This window comes from Streptomyces sp. NPDC059866, assembly GCF_042731325.1.
GTDB lineage: Bacteria > Actinomycetota > Actinomycetes > Streptomycetales > Streptomycetaceae > Streptomyces > Streptomyces flavusporus.
The window spans coordinates 100,338-117,857 of record NZ_JBHWJT010000002.1 but is presented as its reverse complement, the minus strand read 5'-3'; the positions used below and the strand labels follow the sequence as shown (position 1 = coordinate 117,857).

Annotated in this window: 12 protein-coding genes and 1 pseudogene; 4 read left to right on the top strand and 9 right to left on the bottom strand. The window is 70.6% G+C overall.

From position 1 onward, the window contains the following. Nucleotides 1-5 precede the first annotated feature (5 nt). Complete coding sequence (locus ACFV7R_RS02775) at nt 6-461, top strand: MaoC family dehydratase (RefSeq protein WP_385259100.1); 456 nt, start codon at nt 6-8, stop codon at nt 459-461. Here ACFV7R_RS02775 and ACFV7R_RS02770 read toward each other — a convergent pair. The 9 genes and pseudogenes from ACFV7R_RS02770 to ACFV7R_RS02730 form a co-directional block, all read right to left on the bottom strand. Beyond that, entirely contained in the window at nt 452-1,282 is an 831-nt protein-coding gene (locus ACFV7R_RS02770) for a PaaX family transcriptional regulator C-terminal domain-containing protein (RefSeq protein WP_385259097.1), read from the bottom strand. The genes ACFV7R_RS02775 and ACFV7R_RS02770 overlap by 10 nt on opposite strands. Before the next feature lie 33 nt (nt 1,283-1,315). Then, nucleotides 1,316-1,562 (bottom strand): annotated as a pseudogene (locus tag ACFV7R_RS02765) (hypothetical protein); the annotation flags it as partial. Between the two features lie 12 nt (nt 1,563-1,574). Beyond that, a complete protein-coding gene (locus tag ACFV7R_RS02760; protein WP_385259095.1) occupies nt 1,575-3,239 on the bottom strand; it encodes a PHP domain-containing protein in 1,665 nt (554 codons plus the stop codon). Between the two features lie 16 nt (nt 3,240-3,255). After that, complete coding sequence (locus ACFV7R_RS02755) at nt 3,256-5,097, bottom strand: LamG-like jellyroll fold domain-containing protein (RefSeq protein WP_385259093.1); 1,842 nt, start codon at nt 5,095-5,097, stop codon at nt 3,256-3,258. 39 nt (nt 5,098-5,136) lie between these two features. Further along, nucleotides 5,137-8,055 carry a glycoside hydrolase family 2 TIM barrel-domain containing protein gene (locus tag ACFV7R_RS02750; RefSeq protein ID WP_385259091.1) on the bottom strand — a complete coding sequence of 973 codons (2,919 nt, stop codon included), beginning with the start codon at nt 8,053-8,055 and terminating at the stop codon, nt 5,137-5,139. Continuing rightward, the gene (locus ACFV7R_RS02745) at nt 8,055-8,894 is read right to left on the bottom strand and encodes a carbohydrate ABC transporter permease (RefSeq protein ID WP_385259088.1); all 840 of its coding nucleotides are present in this window, start codon (nt 8,892-8,894) and stop codon (nt 8,055-8,057) included. The genes ACFV7R_RS02750 and ACFV7R_RS02745 overlap by 1 nt, the downstream gene beginning before the upstream one ends. A 14-nt stretch (nt 8,895-8,908) precedes the next feature. Further along, on the bottom strand, nt 8,909-9,874 hold the full coding sequence (locus ACFV7R_RS02740) for a carbohydrate ABC transporter permease (protein ID WP_385259085.1): 966 nt from the start codon (nt 9,872-9,874) through the stop codon (nt 8,909-8,911). Further along, the gene (locus ACFV7R_RS02735) at nt 9,874-11,160 is read right to left on the bottom strand and encodes an extracellular solute-binding protein (protein WP_385259083.1); all 1,287 of its coding nucleotides are present in this window, start codon (nt 11,158-11,160) and stop codon (nt 9,874-9,876) included. The genes ACFV7R_RS02740 and ACFV7R_RS02735 overlap by 1 nt, the downstream gene beginning before the upstream one ends. A 40-nt stretch (nt 11,161-11,200) precedes the next feature. Continuing rightward, on the bottom strand, nt 11,201-12,223 hold the full coding sequence (locus tag ACFV7R_RS02730; protein WP_385259080.1) for a carbohydrate kinase family protein: 1,023 nt from the start codon (nt 12,221-12,223) through the stop codon (nt 11,201-11,203). 128 nt (nt 12,224-12,351) lie between these two features. On the opposite strand from ACFV7R_RS02730, the gene ACFV7R_RS02725 reads away from it, so the two are divergent. Genes ACFV7R_RS02725 through ACFV7R_RS02715 form a run of 3 tightly spaced genes read left to right on the top strand, consistent with a single transcriptional unit; the run spans nt 12,352 to nt 17,519 of the window. Next, the gene (locus ACFV7R_RS02725; RefSeq protein ID WP_385259727.1) at nt 12,352-13,116 is read left to right on the top strand and encodes a DeoR/GlpR family DNA-binding transcription regulator; all 765 of its coding nucleotides are present in this window, start codon (nt 12,352-12,354) and stop codon (nt 13,114-13,116) included. Beyond that, nucleotides 13,113-14,453: a 6-phospho-beta-glucosidase gene (locus ACFV7R_RS02720; RefSeq protein ID WP_385259078.1), complete on the top strand. Its 1,341-nt coding sequence runs from the start codon at nt 13,113-13,115 to the stop codon at nt 14,451-14,453. Before ACFV7R_RS02725 ends, ACFV7R_RS02720 begins: the two co-directional genes overlap by 4 nt. Nucleotides 14,454-14,474: 21 nt before the next feature. Then, entirely contained in the window at nt 14,475-17,519 is a 3,045-nt protein-coding gene (locus tag ACFV7R_RS02715) for an alpha-mannosidase (RefSeq protein ID WP_385259075.1), read from the top strand. Nucleotide 17,520 lies beyond the last annotated feature (1 nt).

The window sequence follows — 17,520 nt, the reverse complement described above, 5'->3', positions numbered from 1 at the left end:
CACCTATGAGCGTCACCGTCAACGGCCTCGACGAACTCAAGAAGCTCGCGGGCAGCGACCTGGGCACCAGCGAGTGGATCGAGATCACCCAGGAGCGGATCAACACCTTCGCCGACGCCACGGGCGATCACCAGTGGATCCATGTGGATCCGCAGAAGGCCGCGGAGGGTCCGTTCGGCGCCCCGATCGCCCACGGATACCTCACCCTCTCGCTCTTCATCCCCTTGTTCACCGAGCTGCTCGACGTCCAGGGTGTCACCACGAAGGTCAACTACGGCCTGAACAAGGTGCGCTTCCCCGCGCCGGTGCAGGTCGGGTCGAAGATCCGGCTGGTCGGGAGGCTGGCTGAGGTCGAGGACGTGCCGGGCGGGGTGCAGATCACCGTCGACGGCACGATCGAGATCGAGGGCGGCGCCAAGCCCGCGGCCGTCCTGCAGAGCCTGTCGAGGTTCTACGTCTGATCGTCGCGTACGGGTACGAGGTCGAGAAGGCGTTCCGACGCGTCCAGCGCAAGCGGGCTGAACCGCTCGTGCACCCTCCGGAACGTCTTCTCGGCCTGCTCGGCCGGCCAGTCGTCCGGCAGATGCTTGACCGGCAGCCGCGGATCGCGGCGGATGATCCGCAGCCACTCGGCCTGCAACAGCAGCCGCAGCCCGAGGGCGTCGTCGGCGTCCGGCAGCTCCGTCTCCCACGGCTGCCAGCGCCGTACGAACGCCTCGTAGCGCGCCGCCAGTTCGGACAGCTCCCAGGTCTCCTCGATCATCGCGCCGATGTCCATGCCGGCATCGGCGTGCGCGCGGAAGACCTTCACATGGGCGGCGAGGCCCAGCTCGGCCACCAGCTCCGACACATCGACCTCGCCAGGCGCGATCCACAGGCCGTTGAACAGCGGGCCGAAGCCGCTCCAGGTGAGCTTGGAGCGCAGGTCGTGCCGCTGGCGCTGCCAGGACTCGGGCAGTGAGAAGCCGAGCAGGGTCCAGGTGCCGTCCCACTGCCGGTTGACCGCGCCGGTCTGCCAGATGCGCCGCTCGCCGTCGCGCAGTACGGCGGCCGAGTGCTCGGTCAGGCCGAAGTACATCCGGCGGCCCTCGCGCCGACGGCGCAGCAGGCCCCGGTGCACCATGCGGGTCAGCGTCGAGCGCGTCGCCTGCTCGCCGACGCCGACGCGGGCGAAGACGTCGATGATGCTGCCCGAGTACACGCAGACGTCCCGCCCGAGCACCTGGTCGCCCAGGAACGTCAGCATCAGGGACTGGGGCCGCAGCGACTCTTCCGTGGTCACGCGGCCCACCGTACGCCCTGGTCGATCAGTGCGTCAGCCCGTGACCTGCTGGTACGCGTACACGCTCGTCGACGGTGCGCAGACGCCGGGCTGGATCACCTGGGCGCGCAGGGTGCCGCTGTGCACGTCGTGGTCGACGCCTCCGTCTCGTAGGGAACGGTGTGCCCGTGGCGTCGTTCGAGGCGCACGCCAGACGGGTGTCCGTCACGAAGTCGCAGCCCTGGATGTCCCGCACCGGCCGGTCGAGGATGATCTGCCCGGCCTCCGACCGCGATCCGCCCCTTGCGGCGCGTCATCGGCCTCCTGTCACATCGACGAAGACGGGGTTGGAATAGAACCATGTGTCGGCCCACGGGTCACCGTTTCCGGGCGCGTGGGTGAGCGGCCCGTGCGGGTCGACCGAGGCGCCGAAGTAGCCCGTGCCGTGCCGGTTGCCGTCGCTGCCGCGCAGCCGGACGTAGAACGACTCGTCGCCGACGGTGAGCGGGATGCGCAGGGTGTACGTGCCCTTCCGGCCGCCGACGTCCCTCGTGTGCACGACCCTGGTGTCGGGCGCCCGCCGGCTGTCGCGGTCGGTGACCGGGCCGCGCACCGCGCCGCGGATGACGTCCACATGCGCCAACTCGGGCAGGATGCCGGACGAGTTGGGGCGTGAGGCGGACGTCACCGTCACATGGAGCGTGATCCGCTCGCCCCTGCGGACCCGCAGCCGTCCGCCCAGTGTGACGCCTCGGCCGAGGTCCCGGTCCCGCTTGAGGCGGACCTCCAGCCCGTCGAGCAGATGTCCGTGGTCGACCCAGACCCGGCCCGCGCGCAGGCCGGACATCACCGAGCGGTAGCCGTAGCGGGTGACGCCGACATGGGTGCGGCTGAACTGGCCGGGCCAGAAGTCGCTTCCGGGCTGCGGGGTGCCGGTGTTCACCGGGTCGGGCAGCCGGCCGGTGTTGTCGAAGTTCTGGCCCGGCTGCCAGTCGCCGTTCCGCCAGGTGTCGAAGACGATCCGGTGGGCGTCGGAGTTGGTGGTGATGGAGAACAGCCTGCCCTCGGCGAGCATCGCGTCCCACAGGCCGCCGACCGTCGCCGTCGCCCAGTCGAAGCCGCCGTAGGTGAGGTAGGCGTCCGCCGGGTAACCCGGCCAGGACTGGGCCGACGGCTTGTTCTCGTACTCGCCGCGGATCGAGTTCGTACCGCGCCAGCCGGGTATGGCGGCGCCCTGGGCGCCGGGCGCGCCCTCCATGCCGATCATGATGTCGGGGGCCGCGTCCCGCCACGCGCGCAGCTCGTGCGGGGAGTCGATGCCCAGGCGCATCGGGTGGTTGGCGAGGACGAGCACGTCGTCGACGTAGCCGGTGCGGCGCTGTTCTGCCAGCCACTGGATGGCCTTGACCGCGTGCTCCTCGTTGCGGGCGGTGTCGGCGTGACCCGGAGAGCCCTCGGTGTAGCCGAGCAGCTTGCCGTCGTAGGCCCGCTCGAAGCGGGTGAGCAGGTCGACCTCGTTCGGGCCGGGCGCGGTGAAGACCGTGCAGTGCTCGGCGGCCGGGATGTACCACTCCAGGCCCTGGAAGATCAGCCGGCGCGGGTTCTCGGCGCGCGCCCTGAGGATCTCCTGGCTCTGCAGCGCGGCACCGAGGTCGGCATGCCCGACGTTGGAGTGCTCGGTGAACACCATCCAGTCCAGGCCGTACTTGGCGCCCTCGTCGGCCAGCTGGGAGAACGTGTACTTCGCGTCGTGGCTGTAGACGGTGTGGATGTGGTGGTCACCGACGAGATAGGCGAGGCGGGGGTCGCTGCCGCCGAGGTGCCGCTCCCCGGCGGCAGCGGGCAGCGGCCCCAGGGCGAAGGTGGTCCCGAACAGACCCGCACCGGCGAGGAGTTGGCGTCTGGACAGGCCCTGCGGATCCAGGTCGGCGGGCGGGACGGACGGGTCGGCCCACTCGGGCAGCTGCTGCTCGGTCATGACGTTCCTCAACAGGTCAGTGGTTCATGAACTGGGAGACGGGCAGCGCCCGGTCGACGATCCGCACGTCGCCGAGCCAGCCGTGGTGGATCTGGTCGATCCGGCCCGCGTACTCGTAGCCGCCGAGCAGCCACGGCAGTCCGAGCGAGGTCAGTCCGACGGAGCGGGCGGTGGGGTTGCGTACGACCGGGCAGCCCTCGACGTACATCGTGGTGTGGCTGCCGTCGTTGACGACGGCGACATGCCACCAGGTCTCCCGGGCCGTCTCGTGGCCCCAGTTGGTGGCGATGCCCTGCTGGTCGAGCGGCCGCACCGCCCACTGCGGTCCGGGCCCGTCGGACAGCGACAGCGTGGCGAGCGGCTCGTCCGGGTCCCCCTCGGTCTTGCCGGCGGCGCCGCCCGTGCCGGTCCGGCTCACCAGCCCGCCCCAGGCGTTGCGGGACGCGGCCCAGGTGCCCGGCACCTTGTAGAAGGCCTCGACGGTGTAACCACGCTCGAACGTCGCCGAGTTGAGCGGAGCGCCCGCGACCGTCCGCAGATACGCGCCCCGCAGCGGCGACTTGTCCCCGTAGAGGCGCAGGCTGCCGTGCCCCGGCTGGTCCGGGTGGTGGTCGGCCGACCAGGTGAGGGTGCCGTCCCCGACCCGGACGACGGTCAGGTCGTTGCCGCGGCCGGACAGGTCACGGACCGTGCCGTCGACGGTCGCGCCGTCCTCGTGTCCGTCGAAACGCCAGTAGGCGAGCGTGCCGCGTACCAGCATCCCGGCGGCCGGCCGTGCCGGGCGGGCGGGTACCGGGGCGAAGGCGGAGAAACGCTGCTCGAAGTCGATCGGCACGGAGAACCGGTCCTCCGGACCCGTCAGTTCGATCTCCTGCCGCTCCAGCTCGTTGAGCCCCTCGGCCGCCCGGCCCAGGATCCACGGTGAGACCGTCTCGACGTCGATGGTGTTGCGGTCGAGGTCGAAGCGGTAGAGGCGGATCATCGCCGCGCCGCCGTAGTACCGGTTCTGGTAGTTCGTCAGGTGCAGGTGCACGTCGTTCCCGGCGGCGTTCTTCTTCACGGCGCGCGCGGCGGGCCAGTAGTGGCCGTTGAGGGTGAGGAAGATCTGGTCGTGGTCCGCGATCAGCTGGTCCCAGAGCTTCTGCCCGTACGAGGAGAGGGCGTCGTCGCCGTGGACCAGTTCGTGCGTGGTGAGGATGACGGGCGCCTTCGGGTGCTGTGCGATGACGTCCTTCGCCCAGGCGAAACCCTTCGGCGACAGCCGCCAGTCGAGGGCCAGCACGAGCCAGTCGCGCCCGGCCGCCCGGAACACGTGGAAGGAGTTGTAGCCGTCGGGGGAGGCTCCGCCGAAGGTGCGCCTGCCCTCGAAGCGCTCCGGGCCGAAGGCCGCCAGGTACGGCGTCGGGCCGCGCTGGTCGTCGGTGGACGAGCGGACGTCGTGGTTGCCGGCCACCATGCTGTAGCCGACGCCCTGCCGGTCCAGGACCCGGAACGCCCTGCTCGCCGCAGCGATCTCGGCCTCGGTGCCGTTCTCCGTGAGGTCGCCCAGGTGCGACAGGAAGACGATGTTCTCCTCCCGGCCCTGCTCCAGGAGGTAGCGCAGCGAGGCCTCGATCGGCGCGGGGTCGATGCTCGGCCCGTCGAACAGGTACTGCGTGTCGGGCATGACGGCCAGCGTGAAGCGCCGGCTGTCCGGGTCGGACCGCCACCTGCCCGCCGGTGCCGCCTCGGCGGCGGTCGGCAACGCGACCCCGGCCGTGGCGGCGGCGCCGATCAGTGCGGTGGCCCGCAGGAAGTTGCGTCTGCCGGCGTCGGCCTGCGCGGCCTCGCCCCGGTCGTGGTCATGCTCGGTGCACACGTCAGCTCCGTCAGTGGCGACTGGTGAAGGGAGAGCAGATCAGAGAACGCGCAGGATCCAGCCCCAGCGGTGGGTGCCGGTCGGGAGGAGGTACGCCGGTGAGGTGTCGGGCCCGCACGAGGCGGTGCCCAGGCCGCGGTGGGCGGCGTCGATGTGCACGACGCAGCCGTCGCGCGGCGCGAGTTCGTCATGGTGGGCGGCCGCCGCGAGGTCCGCGGCGCGGTGCCGGGTGACGGAGATCTGGCTCGGCCGGTCCAGCTGCACGAACAGCCCCGTCGCGTCCGGCGCGGAGAGGGTGAAGTGCCGTACGCCGTGCCTTCCGCCGCTCTCCTGCGGCCGCAGATAGGGGGTGAACAGTTCGTCCACGGGGAGCGAGTGGTGCCCGACGGGCGCGCCGGCGCTGCGGTCCGGGTACGACTCCCACGGACCCTGCCCGAACCACTCCAGAAGGTTCAGCCCGGCCACCGTCTCGAACACCGACCCGACCCGGGCCACGTCGTCCAGTGCCTCGGGCAGCTGAGCCGACTCCTCGACGCGGATCCCGCCCTCGACGGCCGTGAAGACCTGCTCGTGCCGGACGACTCCGGCCGCGCAGGCGTACTCCGCGAGGACGCCGACGCTCTCCCGGTCCCGGCGTACGGCGACCGGCTTGCGCACGAGCGAGTCCAGCCCCCACTCCCGCCAGCGGGCCGCCGTCCCGCCCAGTTCGTCGTTGTCGGTGGGCGCCCGCCACAGCGACAGCGTGGGGGCGGTGAGGAGCAGTGGGTGGACGAGGAGTCCGTCCGCATCGATCTCGACCGGTCGGTCCGCCACCGGGACGGCCCGCGGTACGGGTGCGGGCCGCAGCCGCACCTGTGGCAGACACACCACCGTGCCACGCGGCGCCCACGGTTCGTCCCGTGCGGTCGTGACCTTCAGCGTCAGCCAGGCCTCGCCCCCGTCGGCCGGCAGATCGAACGGCAGCGGCACCGCCGCCGTCTCTCCCGGGCGCAGATCGGGCAGCTCGGCCGGCGCCGTCAGCGTGCGACCGTCGGCGAGGGACAGCCGCCACTCGGCGGTCAGCCAGTCCAGGCCGCGGAAGTGCTGGTGGTTGCCGATGACCGGCCCCTCGTGCTTCAGGCACTCCAGCCTTACCGGCGCCGCGATCTCCCGGTGCTCGTACAGCACCGGCTTGGGCGTGCGGTCCGGGAACACCACCCCGTCGGCGATGAACGCGCCGTCGTGCAGCGCCTCGCCGAAGTCGCCACCGTACGCCCAGCGGTGGCCGGGCGCGGCGACGCCGCCCTCGTACAGCCCGGCGCCCGCGCGCCCGGCCGGTCTTCCGTCACTCACGTGCTGGAGAATGCCGTGGTCCCAGAACTCCCAGATGAAGCCGCCCTGAAGACCCGGGGTGGCCTCGATGGCGGACCAGTGGTCGGCGAGCGTGCCGTTGCTGTTGCCCATGGCGTGCGAGTACTCGCACTGGATGAGCGGCTTGGTCTGCTTCCCGGACAGCGCGTGGGCCACGCACTCCTCGATCGGCGCGTACATCGGGCAGGCGATGTCGGAGGCGACGTCCGGATCCGCCCAGCCGCGCTTGGCCGCGCCCTCGTACTGCACCGGCCGCGTCGGATCGTGCCGCCGCACCCAGCCCGCCGCCGCGTCGTGGTTCGCCCCGTAGTCGGACTCGTTGCCCAGCGACCAGATGATGACCGAGGGATGGTTCTTGTCCCGCAGCACCATGCGGGAGACCCGGTCCACGAAGGCGTTCAGATAGCGCGGGTCGTCGGCGATCTCGTGGGCGTGGTCGTGGCTCTCGATGTCCGCCTCGTCGACCACGTAGAAGCCGAGTTCGTCGGCGAGGTCGTACAGGGACGGGTCGTTCGGGTAGTGGGCGGTGCGGATCGCGTTGAAGCCGAAGCGCTTGAGCAGCACCAGGTCCGCGCGCATGTCGTCGTACGACACGGTCCGGCCGGTGAGCGGATGGAAGTCGTGCCGGTTGACGCCCCGGATGAACACCCGCTCGCCGTTGACCAGCAGGTCCCGGCCGACGATCTCGACGTCGCGGAAGCCGGTGCGGTGCCGCGAGGTGTCGGCGACCGTTCCGTCGGCGCGGTGCAGCCGGACCGTCAGCTCGTACAGCTCGGGCGTCTCGGCGGTCCAGGTGCGCACGTCGGGGACGGTGGTCAGCAGCCGCGCCTCGCCCAGGAAGTCGGAGACCCGCTCGTCCTCCGCGTTGACCCGGTCGAACTCGGTGTCCTGCGCGAGGAGCCGACCGTCCAGCTCCCCGCTGACGTACCACCCCTCGGGCAGCGCACCGCCCGCGTCCCGCACCCGGCAGTCCACCAGCAGCTCACCGTTGCGACGCGCCCGCACGGTCACGTCCGCCAGATGCAGCGGGTCCGTCGCGTACAGCAGCACCGACCGCGTGACACCGCCGTGCCACCACTGGTCCTGGTCCTCGATGTGCGAGGAGTCCGACCACTTGACGACGGTCAGGCGTACGACGGCCCGCTCCCCGGCGCGTACGACATCCGTCAGATCGAACTCGGCGGCCAGGTGGGAGTCCTTGGAGATCCCGACGGGCCGTCCGTCCACGTGCACCAGCAGCAGGCTCTCGGCCGCGCCGACCTGGAGCACGATCCGCCGCCCGGCCCACTCGGCGGGCACGTCGACCTCGCGCTCGTACACGCCCGTCGGGTTCGCCGACGGGACGAACGGCGGGAACTCGTCGAACGGCATACGGACATTGGTGTACTGCGGCAGGTCGTCCGTGCCCTGGAGGGTCCAGGCGCCGGGGACGTACGAGAAGGACCAGGTGTCCCGCACCGGCGCGTCCGGTGCCGGCAGCAGCTGGAAGCGCCAGTCGCCGTCCAGGGAGACGGCCTGGTCACGCCGGTCGACGGCACACATGGGCAACCGCCCCCAGGAGGTCACCTCGGGTGCCTCCCAGGGGCGGAGCCCCAGCAGGGGATCCATCAGCGGATGGCCCCCTTGCCGAGGTCGCCGATGATCTGCCGGGCGCCGATCGCGAAGACGATCAGCAGGGGGACGAGGGCGAGCAGGGCGCCGGTCATGACCATTCCGTAGTCGGTCGTGCCATGGGTGCCGTTGAGCTGGGAGAGGGCCACCTGGAGGGTGACGTTGTCCGGGTTGGTGAGGGCGATCAGGGGCCAGGCGTAGTCGTTCCACTGGCCCATGAAGGTGAAGATGCCGAGGAAGGCCAGGCCGGGGCGGACCACGGGGAGCGCCACGTGCCAGTACTGGCGCAGGAAGCCGGCACCGTCGAGCTTGGAGGCGTCGAGCAGCTCGTCGTGGATGGCGCCCTTCATGTACTGGCGCATCCAGAAGATGCCGAAGGCGTTGGCCGCCGCCGGGACGATCAGCGCCGTCATCGAGCCGATCCAGCCGAGCTTCGCCATGATCACGAACTGGGGGATGGCCGCCAGCTGCGCCGGCACCATGAAGATGGCCATGAGCAGCGCGAACAGCAGCCTCCGCCCCGGGAACTCGAACTTGGCGAAGACGAAGGCCGCCAGTGAGTCGAAGAACAGCACCAGCACGGTCACCGAGGTCGCGACCAGCAGCGAGTTGAGCATCGACCCGAAGAAGTCGATGTTGTCGAAGAGGTTGCGGACGTTCTCCAGGAAGTGCGGGCCGGGCAGCAGCTTCGGCGGGTAGGAGAAGATCTCGGTCGACGTGTGCGTCGACATGATCACGGCCCAGTAGAAGGGGAAGGCCGACAGCAGCAGGCCGAGGACCAGGACGGCGTGCAGGGCGATGCCCCGGCGTCGGGAGCCCTTGATGGTGGATGCCATGGTGACCGGCCTGCCTATTCTTCGCCCCGGCGCTGCACCAGGCGCCAGTTGATGATCGAGAAGAGGACGACGACGAGGAAGATGCCCCACGCCACGGCGGCGCCGTAGCCGAAGTCGTTGTTGTCGAAGGTCTGCTGGAAGAAGTAGAGGACCATGGTCCGGCCGGCGTGGTCGGGGCCGCCCGAGAACGTGGACTCGTTCGCGGTGGTCTGCAGCAGTACCTGGGGCTCGGCGAAGCTCTGCAGTCCGGTGACCGTCGAGACGACGAGCACGAACAGCAGCACCGGCCGCATCAGCGGCAGCGTGACCCGGAAGAAGGTCTGCACCGGCCCGGCGCCGTCGATGCGGGCCGCCTCGTACAGATCGCTCGGGATCGTCTGGAGCCCGGCGAGGAAGATGATCGCGTTGTAGCCGGTCCACTGCCAGGTCATCAGCGTGGCGATGGCGACCTTGATGCCCCACGGCGTGTTCAGCCAGGCCACCTGGTCCAGGCCGACGGCCTGCAACAGGGCGTTCATCAGGCCGAAGTTGGTGGAGAACACCGAGCCGAAGATGATCGCGACGGCGACGATCGAGGTGACGTTCGGCAGGAAGTACGCGAAGCGGTAGACGTTCTTGAAGCGCACCGCCGAGTTGAGCATCACGGCCGTCACCATCGCCAGGAAGATCATGGGGAAGGTGGCCAGCGCCCAGATGACGATCGTGTTCCCGATCGACTGCCAGAAGTCGCTGTCGGTCAGCAGGTACTGGTACTGCGCCAGGCCCGCCCACTCCATCGAGCCCAGGCCGTCCCAGCGGTGGAAGGAGAGGTAGAGCGAGAAGCCGACGGGGATCAGGCCGAAGGCGAGGAAGAGGAGATAGAAGGGGGAGATCGCGGCGTACAGCCGCCAGTGGCTGAGGATGCCCTTCCTGGGGTGGACGGCCGGTTTCTCGGCCACGGCGGTCGGCGGGGGTTGCTCGACGACGGGCACGGTAGCCATCAGTGACTCACCCCCAGGTGGTCCGCGATACGCTGGCACTTCCTCATGGCGTCCCTCCAGGCCTTCTCCGGGTCCTTGCCGAGGACACCGACGTTCTTGATCTCGTCGCGGATCGGCTGTCCGAGTGCGACGTCGTACGGGCTGTTGTAGGCGACCGGGATCTTCTCGGCCGCCGGGCCGTAGACGTCCATCGTGATCTGGTCGCCGAAGAACGGGTCCGGCTCGCGCAGCTTCTTCATCTCGTACGAGGCGGGGGTGGACGGAAAGAGCCCGGCCTCGACGAACCCCTGGGCCTGGTTGTCGGCGTTGAGGATCCAGGTGATGATCTCGAACGCCTGCTCCGGCTCCCGGCACGCCTTGGTGATCGACAGGAACGAGCCACCTACGTTCGAGGGACCGCCGGGGCAGTCGGCCACCCGCCACTCGCCCTCGGTCTTGGGCACCTCCAGCTTGAGGTCGCCCGCGGCCCAGGAGGCGTTGAGCGCGCTGGGCAGCAGGCCCCTCTCCTTGGCCGAGATCGAGTCGGGCGTGCCCGACACGATGCTCGACACGATCCCGCGCTGTTTCGCCTCCACGGCCCGGTCCCAGCACATACGGACGTGCTCGCCGTCGCCGATGAAGTTGCGGTCCTCGTCCACGAACCGGGTGGTCCCCTGGCCGATCGACATCTCGAAGACGCTGCCGACGTCGATCAGGAGGTACGCCCCCGGGATCCGCTTCTTCAACTGCTCGCCCGCCGCGAAGAACTTCTCCCAGGTGTCCAGCTCCCTGGAGACGTCCTCCGGTTCGTACGGCAGCCCCGCCTTCTCGAAGACGGCGTTCTGGTAGTAGTGCACGACCGGACCCACGTCGATCGGGAAGCCGATGAGGCTGCCGTCCGGGGCGACGCCCTGCTGCCACTTCCAGTCCAGATACCGGCTCTTGAGCTTGTCGGCGCCGAGCGTGCGCAGGTCCACGAACTGGTCGGCGTTCGGCAGGTAGGAGGCCATGTCCTCGCCCTTGAGCCCCGCGATGTCGGGTATGTGGGCGCCGCCGGCCATGGTGGTGATCAGCTTGGACCGGTAGTAGCCGCCGATCTGCTGGGCCTTGAGGCTGACAGCGTTGTCGTAGCGGGCCGTGGCCTCCTTGACGACGGTGTCGCTCAGGCCGCCGCTCCAGTACCACAGCACCATGTTCCGGCCGGTCGAACCGGTCGGGACGGCGCAGCCGGATGTGAGGCCGCCGAGCGCCGTGGCGGCCGTACCGGCCAGGCCCGCGCGCAGCAGGCCTCTTCGTGAGAGCCGCACTGCTCCCACCGCCTTTCGGATGTATGACGTATGCGAGTGGTCAGTCGGGGATGCCGTTCGGGGGTGTGACGGGGGCGTGGTGGACGGGCGGGCCCGGATCCGCCGGGATGCGGTCGTCGAGGAAGCCGTACGCGCGCTTGAGCTCGGGGTCCGTCAGCGTGCGCCACCACCGGTCGATGCCGTACCAGCCGGGTGCGGCCAGCGCCCCGCCGTGGTGCCGGACGGACAGCCCGGCCGCCAGTACCGCGAACCGCAGCCGTTCCGCCAGCGGCCAGCCGCCCAGCGAGGCCGCTACGAAGCTCGCGCCGAAGACGTCCCCGGCGCCCGTCGCGTCCAGCACGTCGAGGTCGAGGGCGGGGACGTCCGCGTACTCGCCGGTGGTCTGGTCGACGGCGACCGCGCCCTCGCCGCCGCGGGTGACCACGGCCACCGGCACCAGCTCGCTGAGTGCGGCGAGCGCCGCGACCGCGCTGTCGGTGCGGGTGTACGCCATCGCCTCGACCTCGTTGGGCAGGAACGCATGGCACAGGGAGAGTTGGTCGAGCAGGCCGGTGGACCACTGCTGGGTGGGGTCCCAGCCGACGTCGGCGTAGATCTGCGTGCCGTTCGCGGCCGCCTTGGCGAGCCACGCGTGGGGTTCGGCCTCGATGTGCACGAGGGCGGTGCGCGCCTCGGGCGGGTCACCCATGAGCGCGTCCTGCGAGTACGGGGGCTCCTGGCCGTGGGTGACGAGGGCCCGGTCGGAGCCGTGCGCGATCGAGACGGTGACCGGGGTGTGCCAGCCGTCCGCCGTGCGGGAGAGGGAGAGGTCGACGCCCTCCTGGCCGGCGAGGACGTCCCGGCAGTACGTGCCGTAGAAGTCGTCGCCGAAGACCGTCGCCAGGGACGTCTTCAGGCCGAACCGCGATGCGGCGACCGCGAGGTTGGCGATGCCGCCGGGACTGCTGCCCATGCCGGCCGTCCAGATCTCCTCGCCCGGCGTCGGGGGCCTGCCCAGACCCGTGAGGACGAGGTCGTAGAAGAGCAGCCCGGTCAGCAGCACATCGGGCCGGTCGTCGTCCACGCGGACATCCTCTCCGTCAAAACTCTTCATTTCAGTGACCGGAATCGTGCGCTGCTCCGGGAGTTTGGTCAATACCCGAGCAGAAGTGAGCATAGAAATGATTGAAGATGACGAGTAGTGTTCACGGCGTGCTGGCAGAACGACGACACCAACTCATCCTGCGGGCCCTGCGCTCGGGCGGCCCCGCGGCCGTGACCGATCTCTCCGAGCAGCTGGGGGTGAGCCCCGCCACGATCCGGCGTGACCTGCTCAAACTCGAGGAGGACGGGCTGCTCACCCGGGTGCACGGCGGCGCCGTCGTCGAAGAGGGCGACCAGCCCTTCGCCGAGGTCGCCGAGGTGCGCGTGCCCCAGAAGGACGCCATAGCCGCGCGGGCGGCGGCGATGATCGAGGACGGTCAGTCGGTGCTGCTCGACATCGGCACCACCGCCTACCGGCTGGCCCGGCAGCTGCACGGCCGCCGGCTCACCGTCATCACCAGCAACCTGGTGGTGTACGAGGAACTCGCCGACGACGAGGGCATCGAGCTGGTGCTGCTCGGCGGCATGGTCCGCCGCGAGTACCGCTCCCTGGTCGGCTTCCTCACCGAGGACAACCTGCGCCAGCTGCACGCCGACTGGCTCTTCCTCGGCACCAGTGGAGTGCGGCCCGGCGGGCAGGTGATGGACACGACGGTCGTCGAGGTGCCGGTCAAGCGGGCCATGATCAAGGCCAGTGACCGGGTCGTGCTGCTCGCCGACTCGGCGAAGTTCCCGGGTACGGGTATGGCAAAGGTCTGCGGCCCCGAGGAGCTGGACGTGGTGGTGACGGACGCGGCCGTGGAGCCGGCGACCCGGACCGCGCTGCGGGAAGCGGGCGTCGAGGTCATCGTGGTGGGAAGGGTGCAGGCGTGAAGCTGACGATTCTGGGCGGCGGCGGGTTCCGGGTGCCGCTCGTGTACGGGGCGCTCCTCGGGGACCACGCCGAGGGCCGGGTCACCCAGGTCGTGCTGCACGACCTGGACGCCCAGCGGCTCTCCGCGGTGACCCGGGTCCTCGCCGAGCAGGCGGCCGACGTGCCCGACGCGCCCGAGGTGACCGCCACGACGGACCTCGACGAGGCCCTGCGCGGTGCCGCCTTCGTCTTCTCCGCCATCCGCGTCGGCGGGCTGGAGGGACGGGCGAACGACGAGCGGGTGGCGCTCGCGGAGGGCGTCCTCGGCCAGGAGACGGTCGGCGCGGGCGGTATCGCCTACGGCCTGCGGACCGTGCCCGTCGCCGTCGACATCGCCCGACGCGTGGCCCGCCTGGCGCCCGACGCCTGGGTCATCAACTTCACCAACCCGGCCGGCCTCGTCACCGAGGCCATGTCCCGCCACCTCGGCGACCGCGTCATCGGCATCTGCGACTCGCCGGTCGGACTCGGCCGCCGTATCGCCCGTGTGCTCGGCGTGCAGAACCCGGCCGAGGCATGGATCGACTACGTCGGCCTGAACCACCTCGGCTGGGTGCGCGGCCTGCGCGTCGCGGGCCGCGACGAACTCCCGCGGCTGCTCGCCGACCCCGGCCTGCTCGGCTCCTTCGAGGAGGGCAAGCTCTTCGGCGCCGACTGGCTGCGGTCGCTGGGCGCGATCCCCAACGAGTACCTGCACTACTACTACTTCAACCGGGAAGCCGTACGCGCCTACCAGGAGGCCGAGCAGACCCGCGGTGCCTTCCTGCGCGACCAACAGGCCCGCTTCTACGCCGAGATGAGGAACCCGGACGCCTCGGCGCTGAAGGCCTGGGACGCCACCCGCGCCGAGCGCGAGGCCACCTACATGGCCGAGAACCGCGAGACCGCCGGCGCCGGTGAGCGCGACGCCGACGACCTGTCCGGCGGCTACGAGAAGGTGGCGCTGGCGTTGATGCGGGCCATCGCCCGCGACGAACGCACCACTCTGATCCTCAACGTCCGCAACCGCAGCACGCTCTCGGTGCTGGACTCCGAGGCGGTGATCGAGGTCCCGTGCCTGGTCGACGCGAACGGTGCGCACCCGGTCGCCGTCGATCCGCTGCCCGACCACGCCACCGGCCTGGTCTGCGCGGTGAAGGCGGTCGAGCGCGAGGTGCTCGCCACCGCCGACTCCGGCTCCCGTACGACGGCCGTGAAGGCCTTCGCCCTGCACCCGCTTGTCGACTCGGTCAACGTGGCCCGGCGGCTCGTCGACGGCTACACGGCCGTCCACCCCGGCCTCTCGTACCTCAAGTAGAGCCCTGAGGAGAGCTGTCCCATGCACGACGAACGCCGCCGGATCGAGGAGCGCGTCGAACGCGTCCACAACCAGCGCATCAAGCCCGCGGTGTACGCGGCCACCGTCCCCCTTCAGGTGGCGGCCTGGCAGGCGCCGGGGGAGCCGGTCCCGTTCGAGGACGCCGCCGCGGCCACGTACGAGCCCTTCGCGATGGACACCCCATGGGGCCCGCCCTGGGGCACCACCTGGTTCCGTATGCAAGGCCAGGTGCCCGCCGACTGGGCCGGCCGGCGCGTCGAGGCGGTCATCGACCTCGGCTTCGTCGGCGACTGGCCGGGCAACCAGGCCGAGGCGCTGGTCCACCTGCCCGACGGGACGCCCTTGAAGGCGGTCAACCCGCAGAACCAGTACGTGCCGATCGCGCGCTCGGCAGCGGGCGGCGAGGAGATCCACTATCTGGTGGAGGCGGCTTCCAACCCTGACATCCTCGCCAATGACTTCGCCGCCCCGACCCCGCTCGGCGACGTCCTCACCGCCGGCGACAGGCCCCTCTACACGTTCCGCCGCGCCGACCTCGCCGTCCTCGACGAGGAGGTCTGGCACCTCTCGCTCGACGTCCAGGTGCTGCGCGAGCTGATGCTGGAGCTCGGCGAGCACGAGCCGCGCCGCCACGAGATCGCGCACGCCCTGGACCGCTCCCTCGACGCCCTCGACCTGGACGACATCCCGGGCACGGCGGCCGACGCCCGCGCCGTCCTCCAGCCGGTCCTCGCCAAGCCCGCGCACGCCAGCGCGCACACCCTCTCCGCCGTCGGCCACGCGCACATCGACTCCGCATGGCTGTGGCCGATCCGCGAGACCAAGCGCAAGACCTCCCGCACCTTCTCCAACGTCACCGCACTCGCCGAGGAGTACGAGGAGTTCGTCTTCGCCTGCTCCCAGGCCCAGCAGTACGAGTGGGTGCGCGACAACTACCCGAAGGTGTGGGAGCGGATCAAGAAGGCGGTCGCCCACGGCAGTTGGGCGCCGGTCGGCGGCATGTGGGTGGAGGCCGACGGCAACCTGCCCGGCGGCGAGGCGATGGCCCGGCAGCTGATCCACGGCAAGCGCTTCTTCATGGAGCACTTCGGCATCGAGACCAAGGGCGTGTGGCTGCCCGACTCCTTCGGGTACACCGCGGCCTACCCGCAGCTCGCCAAGCTCGCCGGCAACGACTGGTTCCTGACCCAGAAGATCTCCTGGAACCAGACCAACAAGTTCCCCCACCACACCTTCTGGTGGGAGGGCATCGACGGCACCCGCATCTTCACCCACTTCCCGCCCGTCGACACCTACAACGCCGAGTTCTCCGGCAAGGAGATGGCCCACGCCGTCCGCAACTACCAGGACAAGGGCCGCGGTACGACGTCCCTGGCGCCCTTCGGCCACGGCGACGGCGGCGGCGGCCCCACCCGCGAGATGCTGGAGCGGGCCCGGCGCCTCGCCGACCTGGAGGGCTCGGCGAAGGTCCGGATCGAGCACCCGGACGCCTTCTTCGCCGCCGCCCGTGAGGAGTACCCGGACGCGCCGGTGTGGGCGGGCGAGCTCTACCTGGAGCTGCACCGCGCCACCTACACCACCCAGGCCCGCACCAAGCAGGGCAACCGCCGCAGCGAACACCGGCTGCGCGAGGCCGAGTTGTGGGCGACGACGGCCGCGCTGCACGCGCCGGGCTACTCCTACCCGTACGAACAGCTCGACCGCCTGTGGAAGACGGTGCTGCTGCACCAGTTCCACGACATCCTGCCGGGGTCGTCGATCGCTTGGGTGCATCGGGAGGCGGAGGCGGAGTATGCGCGGGTGGCGCAGGAGCTGGAGGCGCTGACACGGGAGGCCGTCGCGGCGCTGGGCACCGGCGAGGCCCGGGTCTTCAACACCAGTCCGTTCGACCGGGACGAGGTGGTCCGGAGGGCCGACGGCGAGCCCACCGTCGTGCACGTGCCGGCGAACGGGAGCGCTCCGCTCGGCAACGCCCGGACCCACGACATGGTGCTGGTGACGGACCGCGTCATCGACAACGGCCTCGTCCGGGTGGAACTGGCCGACGACGGAACCCTCGCCTCCGTCCGCGACCTGCGCGCGAACCGCGAAGTCCTCGCCGACCAGGGCAACCTGCTCCGCCTCCACGCCGACCTGCCCAACTACTGGGACGCCTGGGACATCGACAAGCACTACAAGAACCGCTACACGGACCTCCTGGACGCCGAGTCGATCACGATCGTGGAACAGGACCCCCTGCTCGGCGCGATCCGCGTGGAGCGATCGTTCGGCAAGGGCTCGAAGATCACCCAGACGATCACCCTGCGCTCCGGCAGTCCCCGCATCGACATCGAGACCGAGATCGACTGGCACGAGGCAGAGAAGATCCTCAAGGCGGGCTTCCCGGTCGACATCCGCGCCCCGCACTCCTCCGCGGAGATCCAGTTCGGACACGTCCAGCGCCCCACCCACACCAACACCAGCTGGGAGGCGGCCCGTTTCGAGGTCTCCGGCCACCGCTGGGTGCACATCGGTGAACCCGGTTACGGCGTCGCGGTGATCAACGACTCGACGTACGGCCACGACGTGTCCCGTACGGTCCGCGAGGACGGAGGTACGACCACCACGGTCAGCCTCAGCCTGGTCCGCGCCCCGCGCGTACCGGACCCCGAGGCCGACCAGGGCCGGCACCGGTTCACGTACTCACTGCTGCCCGGCGCGAGCATCGAGGACGCGATCGCCGAGGGCTACGCCCTCAACCTGCCGCTGCGCGTCGCCGACGCGGCGGGCACGCCGGAGCCGGTCGTGTCGGTGGCCGGCGAGGGCGTGACCGTCGAGGCGGTCAAGCTCGCGGACGACCGGTCCGGCGACGTCGTGGTCCGCCTCTACGAGTCCCGCGGCGGCCGGGCCCAGGGCGTGTTGCGCGCCGGCTTCCCCCTCGCGGGGGCCCAGGTCACCGACCTCCTGGAACGCCCGCTCAACGACGCGGACGTCACCGGCGACGGCGGGGTCTTTGTCGCGCTGCGGCCCTTCCAGGTGCTGACGCTGCGGCTGAAGAGGAGCTGAC